Consider the following 22,291-nt stretch of genomic DNA (forward strand, 5'->3'; position numbering starts at 1 on the left):
CAACTACTGAATCTGGCCTGCCCGCGCGGTTCAGCCAGGCTGACAGGAGGGTTCATCCCGTCAGCAGGCGCCGCCCGCCAGGCGCACGCGTGAAAAGCTGCCACTTCGTGTGGCAGCTTTTTTTGTGGGGCGCCAATCACGCAATGGCAGATTGCGTCTGTTGCACGCTATTTCCCATTTTGGCATTGCGCCTGAATGGCATCATGCGATCATCCACCCATTCGTCTGCCTTTCATGGCCATGATCCACCGCCCGCTCTGACCGACGCCAAAGCGACTGGCCAGAAGACGGCTGCGCATCAGGCCAGTCACTTTTCGTTCGGAGTCCGCATGGACCATAGCCCTGAGACGCCAGCGTCGTCTTCCGCGTCGCCCGCCCCTGCCGGCCGCCCCGCACCCTCCTCGCGGCGCCTGATCTGGATGCGCCTGCTGGCGCTGATCATTCTCGCCCTGGCGATCGCGCTGGCCGCCTGGTGGATGAATCATCGCCCCGGTGCGCCGAAGCGTGCCCCCAGCGAGGCACCTGCGCCCACGGTCGAGGTGGTGACGGTCAGCCATGCCGCCAACGCCCCGACGCTTGAGGGCTTCGGCCGCGTGATCGCCGATCGTCAGACCACGGTCTCCACGCGCGTCAGCGGCCAGCTGGCACCCTTCCCCGAAGGCATCGAGGCCGGCCGCGAAGTCCGCGAGAACCAGCTGCTGGCCAGTCTCGATCAACTGGATTATCAGCTGGCACTGCGGCAGGCCGAGGCGGATCTCGCCACGGCAGAAGCCAGCCTCGCCTCTGAAAAGGGCGAGCAGATCCGCGCCGCCTCGGAATACAAGACCTTCGGTCGCAATCTGCCGGCGGCCCAGAAAGCGCTGGTCCTGCGCGAACCTCAGCTCAAGTCGGCCCAGGCCGCCGTGGAAAGCGCCCGCGCCAGCCGCGATCAGGCCAAGCTCAATCTGGCCCGCACCGAGATTCGCGCCCCCTACGACGGTCTGATCAGCGAGCGGCTGGTCGGCGAAGGCAGCGACCTCAACGCCTTCACCGACCTGTTGACGCTGGTGGCCACCGACCGCTTCTGGGTGCGCCTCAATCTGCCGCAGGCCGACATGGAATGGCTCTCGACCCACGCCCGTGATGGCCAGGGCACGCCGGTACTGCTCTCGAGCAAGGCCTGGCCGGATGGCCAGCATCGCCGTGGCGAAGTGTGGAGCGTGCTGCCGTCGCTGGAAGACAACGGCCTGCTGACCCAGGTGATGGTGGCGGTGGAAGACCCGCTGGCGCTCAATGTCTCCGAGGAGGCACGCGCCAGCACCCCGGCACTGCGCATCGGCGATGTGGTCGAGGCGACCCTGACACCCCAGCGCACCGCCTCGCTGATCGAACTGCCGATCAGTGCGCTGCGCAGCGGCCAGCAGGTCTGGGTGCTGACGGAGGACGGGCATCTCGAGAAGCGCTCGGTAGGCGTGCGCCATCTGGGCAATGACACCCTGCTGGTCGCCGACGGTCTGGTGGACGGCGAGCGCGTCATCACGAGCTCCCTGAGCAGCGTCGAAGCCGGCATGGCCCTGCGCGCGCGTGGCGATACACCGACGCCGACCGCCAAGACAACTGATGCCAAGGCGGCTGACGGCAAGACGACGGCTGGCGACAAGAGCACCGCGACAGTTGAGAAGGACACGGCGACTGGCGACAAGAGCGCCATGGTTGCCGATCAAAACACCGCAGCTGCCGACAAGAACGCCACAACCTCCGGAAGTGACTCATGACGGCACAGTCGCGCCTCAAGGGCCCCATCCGCTGGATGCACGATCACGGCGTCGCCGCCAACCTGCTGATGCTGTGTCTGATTCTCGGCGGCCTGCTGATGTCCAGCCAGATCAAGAAGGAGGTCTTCCCCTCCTTCGAGCTCGAGATCATCAACGTCAGCGTCAGCTATTCCGGTGCCACGCCGGATGAGGTCTCCGAAAGCCTGTTGCAGGCGATGGAGTCCGCGGTACAGGACGTGGAGGGCATCGAGGAGATCACCGCCACCGCCGAGGAAGGCCTCGGCTCGCTGTCCATCGAGCTGCAGGACGGCGTCGAGACCATGCGCGCCTATCAGGACATCCAGCAGGCCATCGACAGCATCACCACCCTGCCCGATGAATCCGACCCGCCCGTCTACTCGCTGGCGGGCCGCTCGCGCAGCGTGATGGAGCTCAAGCTGCATGGCCAGACCGATGACCAGACCCTGCGCAATGTCGCCGAGCGTCTGCGCCTGAGCCTGCTGGACAGCGACGACATCACCAAGGTGGAGCTGACCGGCATCCGTGACCGCGAGGTGCATGTCGCGCTGGAGGAAGGCGCGCTGCGTCGCTATGGCCTGTCGCATCAGGATATCGCCGGCCTGATCGGCAATCAGGCGCTCAACCTGGCCGGGGGCAGCCTCGATACCCAGCAGGGCGAATACCTGGTGCGCTATGAGGCGCGTCGCGACGGCGCCGCCGAGTTCGCGCAGCTGCCGGTGATCTCCAGCCAGGAAGGCAATGTCGTGCGTCTGGGCGATATCGCCACCGTCACCGACGGCTTCGCTGACAGCGACAAGGAAGTGCTCTACGACGGCGAGCCGGCGATCGGTCTCGACATCTATCAGGTCGGCTCCCAGACACCCAACGAGCTGTCCGCCGCGACCATGGCGATGCTGCCGCAATTGACCGCCAGCCTGCCGCGCGGACTGACACTGAGCGTCGAGGACGATGACTCGCTGGTCTATCAGGACCGTCTGGAGCTGCTGCTCAAGAATGCCTGGATGGGCCTGGTGCTGGTGCTGGTGCTACTGGGGCTGTTCCTCGAGGCGCGTCTCGCCTTCTGGGTCACGCTGGGCATCCCCACCGCCTTCCTCGGTGCGATGCTGTTCCTGCCGCTGGTCGGCGTGTCCATCAACATGATCTCGATGTTCGCCTTCATCATCGCGCTGGGCATCGTGGTCGATGACGCCATCATCGTCGGCGAGAACATCCACTCGCACCGTGAGCGCGGCGCCAGCATGCGCGAAGCCGCCATTCTCGGCGCGCGCGAGATCGCGGTGCCGCTGGCATTCTCGATCCTGTCCAACATCGTGGCCTTCATTCCGCTGTTGTTCCTGCCCGGCTTCCTCGGGCTGGTATTCGGCATCATTCCGCTGGTGGTGATCAGCATCTTCGCGCTGAGCTGGATCGAGGCGATCTTCATCCTGCCCGCGCACCTGGGTCACACCAGCGAGAAGCCGATCCGCTGGCTGGCACCGCTGGACCGCGTGCGCCATGGCGTCCAGCACGGACTCGAGCGCTTCACGCGTCGCCGCTTCCAGCCCTTCCTCGAAGGGTGCCTGAACTATCGTGGCCTGACCGCCATCTGCGGCCTGGCGCTGCTGGTGCTGGCGATGGCCTGGATGGCCAGCGGCCGCCTCGGCTTCTCGCTGATGCCACGTGTCGAGTCCAACCGAGCCGGTGTCACCGCCAACCTGCCGGTGGGCAGCCCGATCAGTCAGGACCGCGAAGTGCGCACCCTGCTGCTGGACGCGCTGGAGCGGGTCCGCGAGCGCGACGACGCCCCCGCGATCTACTCCACCAGCGCCGAGATCGAAGGCAACTCGCTGAGCATCATCGCCAACCTGGACACCACGGTGGAGGACAACTGGTCGCCCTCGCAGCTGATCACGGCCTGGCGTGAGGAAGCCGGCACCATCGCCAATACCGAGTCGCTGCTGTTCGAGTCCGATATCGGCGGGCCGGGCCGCGGCGCGGGCCTCACCATCCGCCTCTCCTCGTCTGACAGCGGTGCGCTGATGGCTGCCGCCGAGTCGCTGGCGACATCGCTTGAGGATTACAGCTCGCTGTCGGACATCGACAGCGGCCTGGATGACGGCAAGCGCGAGCTCTATCTGCAGCTCAACGCCTACGGTCGCTCGCTGGGACTGGATGGCGCCACCCTGGCCAACCAGCTGCGCGGGCCGCTGTCCGGCGCGACCGCCCTCAAGCAGCAGCAGGGCCGCAACGAGGTCGAGGTCAAGGTGCTGCTGCCCGAAGACCAGCGCGCGAGCCTCGCCCAGCTGGAGAACTTCGGCGTGCAGACCGGCAACGGCGTCAGCGTGCCTCTGGGGCTGGTGGCCGATATCGAGCAGGGACGCGCCGCGTCCAGCATTCTGCGCATCGACGGGCGCCGCGTGATCGAGGTCACCGCCAACGTCACCCCGTCCGACGCGGTCAGTCAGGTGATCACCAGTCTGGAAAGCGATGTCTACCCTCAGCTGAAGAGCCAGTATCCGAGCCTGAGCATCGGCTATGGCGGGCGTCAGGAAGAGACCGCCGACAACCTGGGGTCACTGCAGGTGTCGTTGCTGCTGACGCTGGCGGCACTCTATCTGCTGCTGGCGTTGCCGTTCAGAAGCTACCTGCAGCCGCTGCTGGTGATGACGGCGATCCCCTTCGGCCTGATCGGCGCGGTCATCGGCCATCAGCTGATGGGCTATGGCCTGTCGGTGATCAGTCTGATGGGCATGCTGGCGCTGTCGGGCATCGTCATCAACGACGCCCTGGTGCTGATCGACTACGCCAACCGCCAGCGTCTGGCCGGTGCCACTGCGCGTGAGGCGATCATCATGGCGGCCACGCGACGTCTGCGTCCCATCCTGCTGACGACGCTGACCACCTTCTTCGGCCTGGCGCCGATGATCTTCGAGACCTCGCGCCAGGCGCGCTTCATGATCCCGATGGCGGTCTCCATCGGCTTCGGCATCCTGTTCGCGACGGTGATCCTGCTGATCCTGGTGCCCTCGCTCTACCTGTTGCTGGAAGACCTGCAGCACAATCTGCGCCGCCTGCTGGGACTGCCGCCCCGCACCCCGCGTCAGGAGGAACAGCCATCATGATGCCCGCCGTCACCGCCTGGCGCTCACGGCTGTCCGTGCGGCTGTTCGTGATCCTGCTGCTGACCAATGTCGTGATCGGCGGCAGCATCTACATGTTCATCTCCCACAGCATGGACAGAGGGTTCGCCGAGTATCTGGAGCAGACCCAGCAGGAGCGCATCGAGCTGATCTCGTCCGATCTGGTCAGCGCCTACGCCGCGGAAGGCAACTGGGACTGGATGAAGAGCCGGCGCAACTGGGGGCGCATCGTGCATTCCCAGGCGCCGCCAGACAGATTCGAGATGCCGCCGGGCGCCAACATAAATCGCCCCCAGGACTACATGCTGCGCGATACCCGCGGCCAGCGCCTCAATGGGCCGCCGCGCCCCATCCCCGGCATGCGGTTCAAGGACCTCAAGCTGAACGGCGAGAAGATCGGCGAGCTGGGCTACCTGCCGGTGAGTGAATTCCTGCGCCGCGGCAAGGACCAGTATCTGGAGCGTCAATCGCGCAATCTGGCGACCATCATCCTGTCCTCCACCTTCGCCTCGCTGCTGGCGGCGGCCGGTATCGCCTGGTGGCTGGGCCATCGGGTGCGTGACCTCGCCAGTGGCGCCAGCCGTCTGTCGAGTGGCGACTATGCCACCCGCCTGCCGGTGCGCGGGCGGGATGAGCTGTCGCGACTGGCCGGCGACTTCAATGCGCTGGCGCAGACGCTGGAGACCAACCGCGATTCGCGCCAGCGCTGGGTGAGTGATATCTCCCATGAACTGCGCACGCCGCTGGCGGTGCTCAAGGGCGAGATCGAGGCCATGCAGGACGGTATCCGCCCGATGAGCCAGGACAGCCTCGGCTCGCTGGAGCAGGAGGTGGATGCCCTCAACCGCCTGGTGTCGGACCTGCGCCTGCTGGCCCAGAGCGATGCCGGCACCCTGGAAGCCTGGCGCGAGCCGCTGGAGCTGGATGCCCAGCTCAGCGACAGCCTGGACGACCTGCGCGGCTGGCTGGAAGACAGCGGCATCCAGCTGGAGACCGACATCCAGTTGCCGCTGCGCGTGCAGGGCGACATGCAGCGCCTGCATCAGCTGTGGAGCAACCTGGCCAGCAACACCCGCGCCTACACCGACTCGCCCGGCAAGTTGAAGGTCAGCCTGCTACGCGAGGCCGCCTCACCCGGGGATGGCGCTGGCCACCCCGGCTGGGCGGTCGTGCGCTGGGAAGACTCGAGCCCCGGCGTGCCAGAGGCCGAGCTTGCCCACCTCACCGAGCGCCTCTACCGGGTCGAGAACTCGCGCAACCGCTCCAGCGGGGGTTCAGGGCTGGGCCTGTCGATCGCCAGCGCGCTGGTCAGTGCGCATGATGGCCAGCTGGTACCGGGCCAGTCATCGCTGGGCGGACTGCGATGGGACATTCGCCTGCCGCTGTTGTCTACTTGAAACAGTCATTTTCATCTGCAAGGACTCTTGACCATGAGCGACGTTCACGCCGACACCACTGACGCCCGGGCCGAGACCCAGAAACCGCTGATACTGGTGGTGGAAGACGAGCCCAAGATCGCAAGCCTGCTGTGCGATTATCTGGACGGCAGCGGGTATCGCACCCGGCATGTCGACGACGGCAACGCCGTCATCGCGGCGGTCAATGACGAGACACCCGCCCTGGTATTGCTGGACCTCATGCTGCCGGGCACCGACGGCCTGACCCTGTGCCGTCAGCTGCGGGCCGAGGACAACCTGCTGCCCATCGTGATGCTGACCGCGCGGGTCGAGGAAGTGGACCGACTGCTGGGACTGGAGCTGGGTGCCGATGACTACATCTGCAAACCCTTCAGCCCGCGTGAGGTGGTGGCGCGCATCAAGGCCGTGCTGCGTCGCAGCCAGGCGCTTGATCAGACCCTCTCGCAGACCTCCGACAAGGGCCAGCTGGTGCTCAATGAAGAAGGTTGGCAGGCGCTGGCCGATGGCAGTGACCTGGGCCTGACCGCGGTCGAGTTCCAGCTGCTCAAGGTGATGATGCAGTCGCCGGGGCGCATCTTCTCCCGCGACCAGCTGATGGACCACATGTATCGCGACCACCGCATCGTCTCCGAGCGCACGGTGGATTCCCACGTCAAGAAGCTGCGCCGCAAGATCGCCAATGTCTGGCCGGAGCGCGACGTGATTCGCTCCATCTATGGCGTCGGCTACAAGTTCGAGCCTGACGTGCTGGACTGATATCTCGCCTCGCGCAGGCCCTGAAACCTTTCAGAAACATGACAACCGCCGTCTGTGACCACAGACGGCGGTTGCGTTTTTGTTGCACCCACGGTGCGAACTTGCTGTCCAACTGCGACGGATACTGTCATCACTGCCTAAGCGAGAGCCATTTACTGCTGCTCAAGCGCGGGTCTACGCCACAAGTGAGGTATTCGTCATGTCCCACAGTCCTGCCAGTCGTGCTCTCTCCCGCACTCGCCTGATCGGTGCCGGCGTACTGAGCGTCATGCTGATGGCATCACCGCTGAGCGTGACCAGTGCCAGCGCCGCCGATGTCTCGCTGAACGTGCTGTTGGATGGCATCAGCCTGAACGTCAGCCAGCGTGCCACCCTCGACAAGCAATATCGCCACTATCGCCAGCAACGTCAGGCCGCAGAGAGCCATCACGACGCCAAGGCACTTGCCAAGGCGCGCAAGGCCTACCTGGCGGATGTCGATCGCGTCCTGAATCGCCATCAGACCCAGCGCTTCCACCAGCAGTTCGACCGCCACTATCCGGCGAATGCCCAGGCGAACGCCAAGGCGGCGAAGAAGCACCACCACGGTGGCTGATGGCAACCGCGTCTGAGCGCCCCGGGTTGAAACCTGGCGTCATCACCTTGATCAAGGACTCAGTCCCTACAGGATTCAGACCACAAGATCACGCTGCAGAAAAGATACAGCAAGCCGTTGCATGTTCCGCCCAGGCGCGTTGCACGCAACCCCATGAAACGTTGCACAATGCCGGCACATTCACTGCTGATAATGCTCTTATCGCTTGATTCCGGCCCTTTATCTAGACACTCGGAGTACGCCATGAACCGCATTTCTCGCAAGCTCATCGTTTCCGGTCTGCTGACCGCCCTGGCACTGCCGATGACCGCCGTGGCCTCAAGCAACGACAAGCACCATGACGGCGCCGACCGCAAGGAAGGCCTCGACAAGATTCTCGCCAGCTGGCATCTCAGCGATGAACAGCAGCAACAGCTCGACGCACTCAAGCAACAGCAGATGGAAAGCCGCAAGCAGCTCAAGGAGCAGAAGTTCGACTCCCGCGAAGCGCGCCGCGACGCCATCCAGGCACAGCGTGAAGAACACAAGGCCGCCCTGGCAGAGATTCTCGACGAGAATCAGGTCAAGGTGCTCGAAGCCTACTGGGCTGCCGGCAAGCCGATGCACGGCAAGCACATGGGCAAGCATGACGGCAAACGACACGGCGAAGGCAAGCATGCCGACGAGCGTGGTGGCGAACGCGGCGGCAAGCACATGGCCGACGACGGCAAGCAGCGCATGCAGCTGATGGGCGCCCTGTTCGACAGCTGGGACCTGGATGACGACCAGCGCAGCGCCCTCAAGGACTCCTTCAAGTCCATGCGTGACGACATGGAGTCACTCAAGAAGACCGACTTCGACTCGCGTGAAGCGCGCAAGGCGGCCTTCGAGGAACTGCGCAAGACCCAGCACGATCGTCTGGCCAAGGTGCTGGATGACGACCAGATCAAGGTGCTGGACCTGATGCACCAGCGTGACAAGCGCGGCCCGAAGATGGCTGACCGTCAGCAGCAGGAAGGCATGAAGGCGCTGCTGGCCAGCTGGAACCTGAGCGATGACCAGATGCAGGCGCTCAAGGAAGTCCGCAAGGAAATGCGTGACGAGATGCATGACAGCATGAAAGAGATGCACGACGACATGCGCGATGCCATGCAGGACGCCGACACCAAGCAGGAGCGTGTCGCCGCCCGCCAGGAAATGCGCAAGGAAATGAAGGAGCAGCGCCTGGAGCTGCGTGAGGAAGGCCGCGAGAAACTCGCCGATGTGCTGTCCGCCGAGCAGCTCGATGCGCTGGAAGCCTTCATGGCCAACGGCATGCGCCATCACGCTGGCAAGCATCATGGCGGCATGAAGGGCGGCGACATGAAGCGCGGCCCGATGCATGACGCCGACCAGTCTGAAGACGCCTGAGTCAGGCCATCAGCAGGGCAGTTGAAAGCCGGCTGACCGAAGCTCAGGCGAGGTAAGAACCGGACGATCCGCGCCCCGGACACAGCCATTCAGCTGCCCTGCTGACGTCACTTTCGCCGCCCCGGCCACGATTCTGTGGTCGGGGCGGCGTCGTTGTGTCCTTTTACCGACAGCGGTTTTCCAGAGCACGACACTGCGCCTGCGAGGCTCTGCCATCGGGCCTCGCGGCGATCTGATCGCGACACGAGGATAAGCGAAAGCGACAGTTGCACTGCCTTTTTCCCCAAAGGGGGGTTATATTTTTATTGAACAATCAATTAAAATAATTCTGCAAGGCTTTGAGCATTACACGGCGTGATGATGTGAGTCGCGTTTTCCTGACTGCTGAGCTCCCCTCCGCTGCCGATCTCGACCGGCGGCAGCAAGACGGGATGCCTGCAACCGTCACAGGAAAGCGGACCCGGCAGATGCCGACGAGACTGACGCCTGCCATCCCGGCAACTTCAAGGGAGCAAGCGATGGCGACCGCCACGGACTCGCGAGCAGACACCGGAGTGACCCGCCCTTCGCGAGAAGGCGGGTGACGTCCAGGGACGCCGAGTAGACGTTCGAAGTGATGAGAGCAGCGCGATGAAGGCCAGGCGTTTCCCAGCGCTCGACCCGCCATCGTTCTTCTGCGGCCAATCTGGCCTGCAGGAAAGGGGCCGCACCACGGTGCGCGCCCGGCGTCTCTCATGAATTGCCCACCGGCATTTCTTGCTTGCTGCCCAGCGATGCCCCTGCAATCGCGTCGTCACGGCAGTCGACACTGCCGCTGCTGCAAGTTCCGCCCCGCGCGTGAGCTGAGCACGGCCCGTGCCGTTCGTGTCCGTCTTTTCCTGCACGCCACCCGCAATTTCTGCGGCTGACGGGCAGCTAAGCACCACGCACGAGTGAAACTTCCCCTGATAAGGAGTTGCTCATGCAGAAACCTGCTTCCGCCGAGAACGCCACGCCGTCCTCGAGTCGTATCAACCCGACGGTCTTCTACGGATCGATCATCGGTATCCTCGCCTTCCTGGCCTTCGCGATGCTGTTCACCGAACAGGCCGACGCCTGGATCGGCAGCGCCCTGGGCTGGACCATCGATACCTTCGGCTGGTTCTACATGCTGGCCATCGTCGCCTATCTGGTCTTCGGGGTGCTGATCGCCTGCTCGCGTTTCGGGCGCATTCGCCTCGGGCCGGACGATTCCCGCCCGGAATTCTCGCTGCTGTCCTGGTCGGCGATGCTGTTCGCGGCCGGCATCGGCATCGACATCCTGTTCTACTGCATCGCCGAACCGCTGTCCCACTACGTGGCGCCGGTGACCGGTGACCCGCAGACCCAGGCGGCAATCCGCAACGCCATGGTGGAAACCTTCTTCCACTGGGGCCTCTCCGGCTGGGGCATCTATGTGCTCGCCGGCATGTCGCTGGCCTACTTCAGCTACCGCCACCGCCTGCCGCTGGCGATCCGCTCGGCCTTCTACCCGCTGCTCGGCAACCGCATCAATGGCCCGATCGGCAACGCCGTGGACATCTTCGCGATCATCTCCACCGTGTTCGGCATCGCTACCTCGCTGGGCATCGGCGTCATCCAGCTCAACTACGGCCTCAAGTTCATGCTCGGCGTGCCCGAGAACCTCGCCGTCCAGGCCGCGCTGATCATCGGCGTGATGGTACTGGCGACCATTTCCGTGATCACCGGTGTCGAGAAAGGCATCCGCATGCTGTCCGAGTTCAACATGCTGCTGGCCACGGCGCTGCTGATCTTCGTGCTCGCCGTCAGCGACACCTCGCAGCTGCTCAACGCCCTGGTACTCAACGTCGGTGACTACATCACCCAGTTCACCGCCAAGAGCTTCGATACCTACGCCTACACCCCGGGTACCGATGAGTGGATGAGCGGCTGGACGCTGTTCTTCTGGGGCTGGTGGATCGCCTGGACCCCGTTCGTCGGCCTGTTCCTGGCGCGTATCTCGCGTGGTCGTACCATCCGTCAGTTCGTGTTCGGCGCGCTGCTGATTCCGCTGAGCTTCATGATGGTGTGGATGAGCGTGTTCGGTAATTCCGCCATCGACATGGTCGCCAATCAGGACGTCGCGGCACTGGCCACCGAAGCCCTGAACGCACCGCAGAACACCATCTACACCTTCCTGGAGCAGCTGCCCTACTCCACCATCACCACCGCCGTGGTGGCGATTCTGGGTATCGTGTTCTTCGTGACCTCCGCCGACTCCGGCGCTCTGGTACTGGCCAACTTCACCTCCATCCTCAAGGACGTGAACCACGATGCGCCGATCTGGCTGCGCATCTTCTGGTCCGCCATCATCGGCCTGCTGACGCTGGCACTGTTGATGGTCGGGGGGCTGAGCGCGCTGCAGAGCGCCGTGGTGATCACCGCCGTGCCCTTCTCCATCGTGCTGATCTTCATGATGATCGGCATGTACAAGGCGCTGATGATCGAGGACCGCAAGGAGAACGTGCGTCAGGACAACAGCTGCGTCTACGAAGGCGTCGACTGGCATGAGCGTCTGGACCACGTGCTAGACTTCGCCCAGAGCGGCAGTTCCGAGGCGACTCTCAAACGCTCCATTCGTCCGGCCCTCAACCAGCTGGCCGAGGAGCTCAATCGTCGCGGTCAGGTCTCGAGCGTCACCGAAGAGACGCTGGAAGATGAGCCGCTGCCCCGCGTGACGCTGGAAGTCGAGTTCGAGGACGCCTCCAACTTCGTCTACCAGGTGCGTGCGGTGCGCCAGCAGACGCCGAGCTTCATCGACGCCAATGATGACTTCTACCTGCGTCTGGAAGTGCACCTCTCCGAGGGTGGCAGCGGTCAGGAGCTCAACGGCCTGTCGCGTGCCCAGGTGCTCGACGAAGTCGTCACCGCCTACCAGCAGCATCTGGCCTTCGTGCGCCACGATACGGTCAACGAAGCGCCGGCGATGCCGGGCGTGATCGGCAAGTCGGAACTGAACTGACCGAAGCTGGACTGAGCCGTCACTGAGCGCCTGCGCTCAGCCTGCAATGCAAAAAGCCCCCCGCCGGGAGACCGGCGGGGGGCTTTTTGCGTCTTGACTTGTGCGTTTGCGGCTTGCGTCCTTACCTGCCTGCCAGAGGCTCAGGTCGCGGCTGCGGTCTCGACCTGCTGTGCGCCCTTCTTGATCAGCGCATAGCCGATACCCGTCACCAGGGTGCCGGCGACGATGGCGCCCAGGTACATCAGCGGCACGTTGATGGCGTTGGGAATCAGCAGCACGAACAGCCCGCCGTGCGGCGCCAGCAGCTTGGCGCCTATCAGCATCGACAGTGCGCCGGTGACGGCACCGCCGACCATGCAGGCCGGAATCACGCGCAGCGGGTCCTTGGCGGCGAACGGAATCGCACCCTCGGAGATGAAGCACAGGCCGAGAATGAAACTGGCCTTGCCGGCTTCACGCTCCGGCTCGGCGAACTTGCTACGCGCGATGAAGCTGGCCAGCCCCATGCCCAGCGCCGGCACCATGCCGGCTGCCATGATGGCCGCCATCGGCGCGTAGGTCTCGCTGGCCAGTAGGCCGACACCGAAGGCGTAGGCAGCCTTGTTGACCGGGCCACCGAGGTCGAAGCACATCATCGCGCCGAGCAGAATGCCCAGCAGCACGGCATTGGCCGAGCCCATCGATTCGAGGAATTCGGTCAGCGTCGCCATCAGACCCGCCACCGGCGTGCCGACCACGTAGATCATCACCAGACCGGTGACCATACTCGCCACCAGCGGGATGATCAGGATCGGCTTGAGCGATTCGATCGACTGCGGCAGCTTGACGAAGCGGCTCAGCCCCAGCGCGCTGTAGCCCGCCAGGAAGCCGGCGATGATGCCGCCGAGGAAGCCGGCGTCCAGGGTGGCGGCCAGCCAGCCACCGATCATGCCCGGCGTGATGCCCGGGCGGTCGGCGATGGAGTAGGCGATGTAGCCTGCCAGCACCGGAATCATCAGCTTGAAGGCCGACCCGCCGCCGATCTGCATCAGCGCCGCCGCCAGGGTGCCTTCTTCCTCGAAGGCCTTGATGCCGAACACGAAGGACAGCGCGATCATCAGGCCGCCCGCCACCACCATCGGCAGCATGAAGGACACGCCGGTCAGCAGGTGCTTGTAGGGGCCGCGCTTCTCGCCCTTCTGCTGACTGCCCTGACCGCCCGCGGCGGTGGCGGATTCCACCTCGGCACCTTCCAGTGCCTGCTCGATGGTATCGCGCGGCTTCTTGAGCGCGGTGCCGGTGGAGGTGCGCCAGACTCGCTTGCCGGCGAAGCGCGTCGGGTCGACCTCGATATCACAGGCCAGAATCACCACCTCGGCCGCGGCGATCTCCTGCTCGGTCAGCGCATCCTGCGCGCCCACCGAGCCCTGAGTCTCGACCCGCGTCGGGTAGCCCAGCGCTCGCCCTGCCTCGCTCAGGGCCTCGGCGGCCATGAAGGTATGCGCCACACCGGTCGGGCAGGCGGTGACCGCGACGATGGACGGCTTGTGCGCCACCTCTCCACCAGCTGCGCTTGCTGCGCCGGTGGCCGTGGCGCTGACAGTCGCAGCAACATCGGCGATGTCCTTGGCTTCCAGCACGCGGGCGCGGGCCTCGGCATTGGCCAGGAAGGCGGCGGGGTCCGGCAGCGCCTCCTCGATGGGCGCGACATGCACGCGCTTGCCGACGAAACGCTCGAGACCGGCGCTGGTCATCGGCGACGCCGCGACGATCACCAGTTCTGCGGCGGCGAGCTGGGCATCGCTCAACACGAGTTCACGCTCGAATTGCGAGCGCATGTCGATGAGGGGTTCCCAGTCGCGACGACGGGCGGCCTGCTCCAGACGGCGCGCCGCCAGGAAGCTGGTCGCCATGCCGCTCGGGCAGGCGGTAACGATGATGACATTCATGGGCGTGGCTCTCCGGCTGTCGCGACCTCGGCACTGGCCAATGTCTCGATGCTGGTGTGTTGTTGGAGGGTTTCAAGCTCCGGGGCGGCGGGATTGCCCGGCCCCGGGTGGGTCACGGCCTCGGCGGAAAGCGCCGTGGCATGACGCAGAATTTGTTCACGCATGGCCGCCGTGGGTGTCGGATGGCAGAGCACCCCATGCAGCATGGCGGCCAGCAGGGTATCACCGGCACATACGGTACTGACCACTCGCATGCGCGGCGGGCGTGCCCGCAGTGTCTCGGCGCCGGGGCTTGCCCACAGCACGCCTTCCGGACCGGCAGAGATCAGCGCCTGTTCGATGCCGTGCTCGACCAGACTCGCCAACGCGCGCTGACGGGCGGCGTCGCTCTCCAGCGGTTCGCCCGCCCATAGCGCCAGTTCCTGCTCATTGGGCTTCACGCCGCTGGGCGGCACCGCCAGACCGGCTTCCAGTGCCGTGCCGCTGGTGTCCAGCCAGCAAGCAATCCGGCGGGCACGCACCCGCTGCACCAGGCTCGCCAGCTGCTCGCTGCTGACGCCAGGCGGCAGGCTGCCGGCGATGACGACGGCACAGCGCTCTGGGCTGCCCTCGGCCTGCTGACGATCAATCCACTCATCGATGCGCGTCTCCAGCCGCGTGAAGGCGGCCTCATCGACCTGCATGCCCGCGCCGTTGATATCGGTGACACGGCCACTGGCCTCGCCGAGCTTGACGTTGATGCGGGTCGCGCCCGCGACGCGTTCGAAGGCATCACTCAGCCCCCACTCGGCGAAGGCGGCCTCGAAATCGGCCTGGTTGTCGGCGCCCAGAAAGCCGCTCAGCGTCACCGGATGGCCCAGCGTCGCCAGCACCCGCGCGACGTTGATGCCCTTGCCCGCCGCCTCGAGATGATGGCTGCGCGCCCGGTTGACCTTGCCCGGCACCAGGCTGTCGAGGCCGATGGTCATGTCCAGCGCCGGGTTGAGCGTCACACACAATACCGGGCAGTCGGCGGCCTGACGCGTCGTGTTGTCACTCATCACACTGACTCCCGCGGGCTGTGTCCATTACTGGCGCATCACTGGCCGCAGCGCCTGAGGTGACCTCGGCAACGGAAGGCTCGCCCTGCTCGAGCAGCGCTTCCAGAGCACTGCGCACGTCTTCCGAGGTCGGCTGGGCCAACGCGACCCGCGCCTGCTCACGCGCCGTGGCCAGGTCCAGCTCGCGCACCCGCGCCTTGACCAGCGGAATCTGGCGGCTGGACACCGACAGCTCATCCACGCCCAGCCCGACCAGCACGCCGACGGCCTGGTCATCACTGGCCAGCTCACCGCAGACGCCGACCCAGGCGCCGTGGGCGTGGGCGGCACTGACGGTCATCTCGATCAGGCGCAACACCGCCGGATGCAGGCCATCGGCCTGCGCCGAGAGGGTCGCATGGCCACGGTCGATCGCCAGGGTGTACTGGGTCAGGTCATTGGTGCCCACCGAGAAGAAGTCGACTTCCGGCGCGATACTGGCAGCAGTCAGCGCCGCCGAGGGGATCTCGATCATCACGCCGACCTGCACGTCGCGCACCGGCGGCTGGCCATGTTCGGCCTCATAGGCGGCGTCCAGCTCACCACGCACACGATCGACGATGGCACGCGCGCCACGCAGTTCGGCCAGGTCCTTGACCATCGGGAACATCAGGCGAATCGGCCGCGCACCGGCGGCCGTCAGCAGCGCCCGCACCTGGGTCTCGAGCACTTCCGGGCGCGTCAGGGCTAGGCGAATGCCACGCAGGCCAAGGAAAGGGTTGTCCTCACGCGGCAGCGGCCAGTACGGCAGCGGCTTGTCGCCGCCGACATCCAGCGTGCGTGCCACCAGCGGCCGCCCCTCGAGCGCATCCAGCGCCTCGCCGTACTGGGCGGTCTGGGTGGCGAGGTCCGGCGCCTGCGGGTGCGCCATGAACACGAATTCGGTACGCAGCAGGCCGACACCCTCGGCACCGCGCTCGACGGCATCGCCGGCATGGGCGGTGTTGCCCAGATTGGCGACTACCTCGACATGATGGCCATCCAGCGTCGTGGCGGGTGCCATGCGCGACTCCCAGGCGGCGGCCTGACGCTGCTCATGCCCGGCGATCGCCTCTTCGGCACGCGCGCGGCGACTGGCCGAGGGCATCACGCTGACGCGGCCTCGTTCACCATCGACGATCAGCTCGCTGCCATCGGCGATCGCCAGCACGCTCGGGCCAGCCCCGACCACCGCCGGAATGCCCAGCGAGCGCGCCAGAATCGCGCTGTGCGAGGTCGCCCCGCCCAGCGCCGTGACCAGCCCCCGCACGCGAGTGGTATCCAGACGCGCCACATCCGACGGGCCGATGTCCTCGGTCACCAGCACATGCGGTGTCTCGGGGGCGCTGGGCAGCGGCGTATCGGTCAGCACGCCGAGCACCCGCCGGCCGACATCGCGCAGATCGGCGGCGCGTTCGGCCAGCAGGCGATCAGCGAGGTTCTCCTGGGCGCTGGCGGCGCTGTCGATGGCCGACCACCAGGCCGCTTCGGCGCTGTGGCCTTCATCGAGGCTTTCGCGCGCCGCGGCAAACAGCTCCGGATCGCCGAGCATCTCCTCGTGCATCGAGAGAATCTCGGCCATCTCGGCGCCTTCGGCGCGATTGACCAGCGCCAGCAACTGCTCGCGGGCGGTCTGGATACTGGCCACCAGGCGCTCGGCCTCACGATCGGCGCCGGCATCGCTGCGCGTCTCGTAGACGAAGCGCGGCAGGCGCATCACCCAGCACGGCGCGATGGCCATGCCCGGCGAGGCGGCCACCGCAGGCACCACGCTGTCGGCGGCGGGAGCGGCCTGCTGGGTGTCGCGGGTGGCTTGCTGTTCGCTGGCCTCCAGCGGCGTGGCGGCGTCGGCGCGCCAATCGGCCAGCGGCTCCACCGCCTCCCCGAGACCGGCCTGCACCGCGCTCACCATCATGCTCAGCGCCGCCTGATTGGCCGCCGAGTCATCGCCGGAGGCGCTGAAGATCAACGTCTGGCCGCGGCGTGCCCCCAGCCCCAATACCTTGGTCAGACTGGCGGCACTGACCACACCGCTGTCATCGCCTTCCAGTCGCAGCGCCGGAATGACGCCATGCTGCTCGCCGGCTTCGCGCGCCGCCTGCACCAGCTGCTTGGCCGGACGCGCATGCAGGCCGTGGGCATTGAGCAACACGACCTGGGCCAGCTGCGCCGTGGCGGACTCCCCCGACAGCCGCGCCAGCAGGGCGCTGGCCGACAGGCCCGGCAGGCTTTCGCCTGCGCCCTCTTCCAGCAGCGTCAGCAGGCGCTCCAGCAACGGCTGATGCTGGCCCTGCTGGGCATCGACTGCCAGACAGGCCAGCGCAGTGATGCGTCCGTGGCGCGTCTCCAGTGCCTTCTCCGGCGTGACGATGGCTAGCGCCGAGCGGGTGACATCCTGCTGCGACTGCGCCAGCCACACGCCCTGCCCCAGCGCCACCGGTTGGGCGGCGAGCATGGCAGAGATAAAACCATCACTGACACAGCCGGCCTGGCGCAGGCGCGCGGCCCCCGCCAGCACCAGCTCGTCACGATCACGCGCGGGGAAACCGCACAGCAGCGTCTCGGCATCCAGGCGCGGCGGCACCACCTCGCGGCCCAGCTCGCTCAGCACTTCCTCGGCGGTGGTCGCCGAGGCCAGGCGCTCACTGACGCCATCGCGATCGAGCACACGCGTCAGCGCGCGCAGGATGTCGAGATGCTCGTCGGACTGTGCCGCGATGGTCACCAGCAGGAAGACGCGATTGCCGTCGTGCCACTCCACGCCCTGCGGAAACTGCAGGACACGCACCCCGGTGGCCAGCACGGCCTCGCGGCTGTCCGGCGTGCCGTGGGGGATCGCGATCCCCTGCCCCAGGTAGGTGGAAGACTGGGCTTCACGCGCCAGCAGGCCCTCACGGTAGCCGGGCGTGGCGCGCCCACCGGCGACCAGAGCATCGGCGGCCTGTTGCAAGGCATCGCGCCAGTCGCTGGCATGGGCGGCGAGAAGGATGTCCTCGCGATCAAGACTGAGCATGGCTGGCTCCTTGAGGCTCCCTTCTGGTGAGGAGCCTGGATGTTGGCGGTGCGCTGCAAGCGTGTCTTTCAGCTGCCGCGACACGTCACTTGGCGAGTTCCGACAGGGTAGCGGCGTCATGGCGTGATGACGAGCGTGCTGAATCGTGTCACCTCAATAGGGCTCATGCTGGCCGTTTTCTTGCGCCCGATCAAGCGAACACAAACCGAAAACGTGCTTCTGGTGACTAGACATTGGGCGTAGAGCCGCCTGTGGCGCGGGCTCGAGAGGCGTCGAGCGAGGCGTGCCCGGCGCAGAGAGGATTTGCACCCGAGCCCACAAGTGCGCATCATTCCTCGCACATGGAGCACGCAGATCCCGTTCCCCCTTTCCAGCAAGGACAGTGGCATGACCCTGGCAGAAATCGCGCGTCTTGCAGGCGTTTCACGCACCACCGCCAGTTATGTGGTCAATGGGCAGGCACAAGCACGACGTATCAGCCCCCAGACGGTCGAGCGCGTCATGGCGGTGGTACAACGTCATCACTATCGGATCGATGCCCAGGCAGCCGCGCTGCGGCGTGGCGAAAGCCGCACGCTGGGCTTCATGCTGCCGGACCTGGAGAACGCCAGTTATGCCCGCCTGGCCAAGTTGCTGGAGCGCGGGGCGCGTGAGCGCGACTATCAGCTGTTCATCGTCTGCTCCGACGATGAACCGGAAACCGAGCGCGAGCTGGCGCGCATGCTCAAGGCGCGGCGGGTCGATGCGCTGATCACCGCCAGCTGCCTGTCCCCCGATGACCCCTTCTACCGCGAACTGGCGCTGGATGGCTTCCCGGTCATCGGTGTCGATCGCGCGCTGGATACGCGCCACTTCGCCAGCGTGGTCAGCAACAACGAAGATGCCGCCCGCCAGCTGACCGAAGCCGTGCTGGAACACGCGCCGCAGCGACTGCTGTGGCTGGATGCCTTGCCGGAGATCGATATCACGCGGGCGCGCGCCAGCGGCATGCAGGCGGCGCTGGCGCACTATCAGCAGGGCACCGGCAGCAGCGAGCTTGAGGCCACCACCCTGCATGCCGCGCGTTACGAGCGCGAGGCAGGCGCGGCGGCGCTGACCGAGCATCTCCGCCATTCACCGCTGCCGGACGCCATCGTCACCGCCTCCTACACCCTGATGGATGGCGTGCTTGATGTGCTGTTCGCCGAGGGGCCGCCGGCCAATCCGCCCAAGGCGATGGCCAGCTTCGGCGACGACCGCCTGCTCGACTTCCTGCCGCTGCCGATCCATTCACTGCCCCAGCGTCACCAGCAGATCGCCGATGCGACGCTGACGCTGGCGCTGCAGGGCATTCAGGGCCAGACCACGCCCGGCGTGACGCTGGTGGAACGCGAACTGCGCCGCCGCCAGCACTGAGGTGATGCCTGAGGTGATGTGTCTGGCCGAGGGCGGCTTTGCTGGCGCCTACCATCACTAGCGCCAGGCTTGGCCGGCATCATGGGCGATGCGGTGATCACGAATCTCGGCCAGCAGCGCCGCCACCGCGGCCTCGATGCGAGTGCGCGGCGTGTCGGATGCCAGCAGCAGCTCCAGTTGCAGGGCGGCATCGCGTAGCAGGTCGTGATCCAGGGTGGCGGCGCTGCCCTTGAGCAGATGGGCTTCATGCTGCAGCTGCTTCAGGTCCATATGATCCACCGCCCGCGACAGGCGCTGGGACTGCTGCTCTAGCTGCTCCTCGAAGGCCGCCTCGAGGGCCGCGATGCTGTCGGCATCCAGTTCATCCCGCAGCGCAGGCGTCGCGGCCTGCGCAAGCTCCGCCGCTGACCCGCCAGATGTCCACGACTCCCCTGTGTTCATGCGCGTGTGTCCCCCTTCTACCCCTTCCCGTTCGCCCTCGCCTTCGCCTTCGCTCTCGCCTTTGCCCTCAGGCTCACGCCGCTCGATGGGGCCAGCCGCCGACGGCTCACTGGCCTTGTCTGCTTCAGCTTCAGCTTCAGCTTCAGTCTCAGTTTCAGCTTCAGCCTCAGTGGCACGCGCCTGGGCCTCATGGATCATGCGACGCCGCGCAGCGGGGGAATCGAGTGATGCCACCAGTGACGCCGCACGCGCGAGTGCCTCACCGGTTTCCGGCGGTGCCTCGAAGCGGGGCGGTCGCTCGGTGGTAGGGGAATAGTTGATCGGGTCGAAGGGCTGGGTGCTGGCGAGGGCATTGACGCGCCATTCGCCGAGGTCCTGGCTGCCCGACTGCCAGCGCGCCAGCATGCTGGCGAGCTGCTGACGCCGGATCGGCTTGGACAGGAAGTCGTTCATGCCCGCCGAGAGGCAGCGCGCACGCTCCCCCGCCGCCACATTGGCCGTCATCGCGACGATAAGGCTCGGCGCACGCCTGTCACTGTGCTCCATGGCGCGCCAACGCCGCGCCACCGCAAAGCCATCCAGTCCCGGCATGCGCAGGTCGAGCAGCACCAGCACCGTATCGCGCTGGCGCGCATACCACGCCAGCGCCGCCTCGCCACTGTCGACCGTCGTCACCGTGTAGCCCAGGCCACTGAGCATGGAATGGGCCACTTCGCGATTGATGTGATTGTCGTCGACTACCAGAACATGCTCGCCACGGCTGAGCGGCAGGGGCGCGGAGGTGAAGGCCGGTCGCTTGAGCGCCGCGGCGCGTGGCAGCGGCAGCTCGAACCAGAAGCAGGCACCCTTGCCCGGGCGTTGCTTGAGGCCCAGTCGCCCGCCCATCAACTCGACCAGCCGCCGCGAGATCGAAAGCCCGAGTCCGGTACCGCCGAAGCGGCGCGCAGTGGAGGCATCGCCCTGGGTAAAGGGCTCGAACAGCTGGGCGGCCTGTTCTTCACTGACTCCGATGCCGGTGTCATCGACCTCGAAGCGCACGCGCCCCGCCGGCAATGCCTCGACCAGCAGACAGACACGCCCCTGCTCGGTGAACTTGAAGGCATTGGAGAGCAGATTGAGCAGCACCTGACGCAGACGCACCGAATCGCCCATGACCTGCTCGGGCAGCTGGGCGGAGCGGCGGTCATCGAAGACGATGCGCGTGCTGTCCATCTGCGGCAGCAGCAGGTCGATCACGCCATCGATGGCCGTGTGCAATTCGAAGGGACGTCGTTCGACGCTGAGCTTGCCGGCCTCGATCTTGGAGAAGTCGAGGACATCATCCACCAGCCCCATCAGCACTTCGCCGCTGTCGCGCAGACTGCTGGCATAGCGATGCGCACTGCTCTGCAGCGGTTCGGCCAGCAACAGCTCGCTCATGCCGATCACGCCATTGAGCGGGGTGCGAATCTCGTGGCTCATGGTGGCCAGAAACTCGGACTTGGCGCGACTGGCCTGTTCGGCCCGCGCCGCCTCGTGCTTGAGAGCCGACGACATCGCCAGCATCTGCAGGCGGGCCTGTTCACGCCCGCGGGCCTGCAGCCAGACCTGACGGCAGACCATCAAGGTGGCCAGCAGCATCAGCGCCAGCAGCAGCAACATCAGCTGCACCAGGCTGTCGCGGCTCTGACGCTCGTGGGCCAGCTCCTCGGCCAGACGTGCACGTACCCGCAACAACAGCGTCTGGGTGGTATCGGCCAGTGCATCGCTCAGCTTCTGGAACTCCGCCGCCTCGCGACCCTCGGGCCCCAGCACCTGGGAGCGCTGTGCAGCGTCAATGTCTGCGGAAGCGTCGTCAGCCTGGGCGCCCTGCACCGGGCCCGTGCCCTCGAACACCGGGCCATGCCGCCACTTTTCCAGCCGCAGATCGAGATACTCGATCTGGCTCATCAACTCATCGGCCAGCAGCGGCACGGCCGGCAGGGTCATCAGGTGGCGCTGGAAATCCCCCCGCCGGAAGATATAGGTGCGGCTGTAGAGCAGCTCGTAATTCTGCAGCACCTCATTCCAGATACTGGCACGATCGGCTGGCCCAGCGACGCGATAGCGCGCTATCGAGGAGGAAAGGCTGACCGCCTCGCGATCCAGCTTGTAGATCGACCAGACGGCGTCGTCGCGGGTGCGGTCTTCCAGACTGACCTGGTTGTGCAGGATGGTGCCGCCGATGCCGATGGAGGCCAGCAGACACAGGATGCTGATCGCCATGCCCAGCCACAGCGGCCAGCGCGCGGGGGAATTGCCGCTTCCGCCCACACCCGACGCGGCAATGCCCTGATCAGCAAGGGACTGATCAGCAGCGGTGCCTGAAAGCGGGGATCTTTCATCCTGCGACTGATTCACTGCATGACTCCATGTCATCTTGCG

12 protein-coding genes are annotated in these 22,291 nt (G+C 66.0%); 8 read left to right on the top strand and 4 right to left on the bottom strand.

The genetic code is table 11. From position 1 onward, the window contains the following. Window positions 1-329: 329 nt before the first annotated feature. The 7 genes from QD280_RS13460 (at window position 330) to betT (ending at window position 12,053) form a co-directional block, all read left to right on the top strand. Window positions 330-1,754 carry an efflux RND transporter periplasmic adaptor subunit gene (locus QD280_RS13460; protein ID WP_279839628.1) on the top strand — a complete coding sequence of 475 codons (1,425 nt, stop codon included), beginning with the start codon at window positions 330-332 and terminating at the stop codon, window positions 1,752-1,754. Then, a complete protein-coding gene (locus QD280_RS13465) occupies window positions 1,751-4,876 on the top strand; it encodes an efflux RND transporter permease subunit (RefSeq protein WP_225996289.1) in 3,126 nt (1,041 codons plus the stop codon). Before QD280_RS13460 ends, QD280_RS13465 begins: the two co-directional genes overlap by 4 nt. After that, window positions 4,873-6,291, top strand: a complete 1,419-nt coding sequence (locus tag QD280_RS13470) for an ATP-binding protein (RefSeq protein WP_279839629.1) — start codon at window positions 4,873-4,875, stop codon at window positions 6,289-6,291. Before QD280_RS13465 ends, QD280_RS13470 begins: the two co-directional genes overlap by 4 nt. A 33-nt stretch (window positions 6,292-6,324) precedes the next feature. After that, the gene (locus tag QD280_RS13475; protein WP_052384687.1) at window positions 6,325-7,068 is read left to right on the top strand and encodes a response regulator; all 744 of its coding nucleotides are present in this window, start codon (window positions 6,325-6,327) and stop codon (window positions 7,066-7,068) included. A 199-nt stretch (window positions 7,069-7,267) separates the two neighbouring features. Beyond that, window positions 7,268-7,663, top strand: a complete 396-nt coding sequence (locus QD280_RS13480; protein WP_279839631.1) for a hypothetical protein — start codon at window positions 7,268-7,270, stop codon at window positions 7,661-7,663. 243 nt (window positions 7,664-7,906) lie between these two features. Then, window positions 7,907-9,052, top strand: a complete 1,146-nt coding sequence (locus tag QD280_RS13485) for a hypothetical protein (protein WP_279839632.1) — start codon at window positions 7,907-7,909, stop codon at window positions 9,050-9,052. A gap of 961 nt (window positions 9,053-10,013) precedes the next feature. After that, the gene (betT, locus tag QD280_RS13490; RefSeq protein ID WP_279839634.1) at window positions 10,014-12,053 is read left to right on the top strand and encodes a choline BCCT transporter BetT; all 2,040 of its coding nucleotides are present in this window, start codon (window positions 10,014-10,016) and stop codon (window positions 12,051-12,053) included. Between the two features lie 140 nt (window positions 12,054-12,193). On the opposite strand, the gene QD280_RS13495 is transcribed toward betT, so the two are convergent. Genes QD280_RS13495 through ptsP form a run of 3 tightly spaced genes read right to left on the bottom strand, consistent with a single transcriptional unit; the run spans window position 12,194 to window position 18,052 of the window. Then, window positions 12,194-13,981: a PTS fructose-like transporter subunit IIB gene (locus QD280_RS13495; protein WP_279839636.1), complete on the bottom strand. Its 1,788-nt coding sequence runs from the start codon at window positions 13,979-13,981 to the stop codon at window positions 12,194-12,196. Further along, window positions 13,978-15,021 (bottom strand): 1-phosphofructokinase family hexose kinase, encoded by a 1,044-nt coding sequence (locus tag QD280_RS13500; protein WP_279839638.1) that lies wholly within the window; start codon window positions 15,019-15,021, stop codon window positions 13,978-13,980. Before QD280_RS13500 ends, QD280_RS13495 begins: the two co-directional genes overlap by 4 nt. After that, window positions 15,014-18,052, bottom strand: a complete 3,039-nt coding sequence (ptsP, locus tag QD280_RS13505; protein WP_279839640.1) for a phosphoenolpyruvate--protein phosphotransferase — start codon at window positions 18,050-18,052, stop codon at window positions 15,014-15,016. The genes QD280_RS13500 and ptsP overlap by 8 nt, the downstream gene beginning before the upstream one ends. A 387-nt stretch (window positions 18,053-18,439) precedes the next feature. Here ptsP and cra point away from each other — a divergent pair, with 387 nt between their 5' ends. Continuing rightward, the gene (gene cra / locus QD280_RS13510) at window positions 18,440-19,447 is read left to right on the top strand and encodes a catabolite repressor/activator (RefSeq protein WP_279839642.1); all 1,008 of its coding nucleotides are present in this window, start codon (window positions 18,440-18,442) and stop codon (window positions 19,445-19,447) included. A 57-nt stretch (window positions 19,448-19,504) separates the two neighbouring features. Here the strand turns inward: cra and QD280_RS13515 are convergent, their stop codons facing one another. Beyond that, window positions 19,505-22,267: a sensor histidine kinase gene (locus QD280_RS13515; protein ID WP_279839643.1), complete on the bottom strand. Its 2,763-nt coding sequence runs from the start codon at window positions 22,265-22,267 to the stop codon at window positions 19,505-19,507. Between the last annotated feature and the right edge of the window lie 24 nt (window positions 22,268-22,291).

Source organism: Cobetia sp. 1AS1 (assembly GCF_029846435.1).
Taxonomy (GTDB): Bacteria; Pseudomonadota; Gammaproteobacteria; order Pseudomonadales; family Halomonadaceae; genus Cobetia; species Cobetia amphilecti.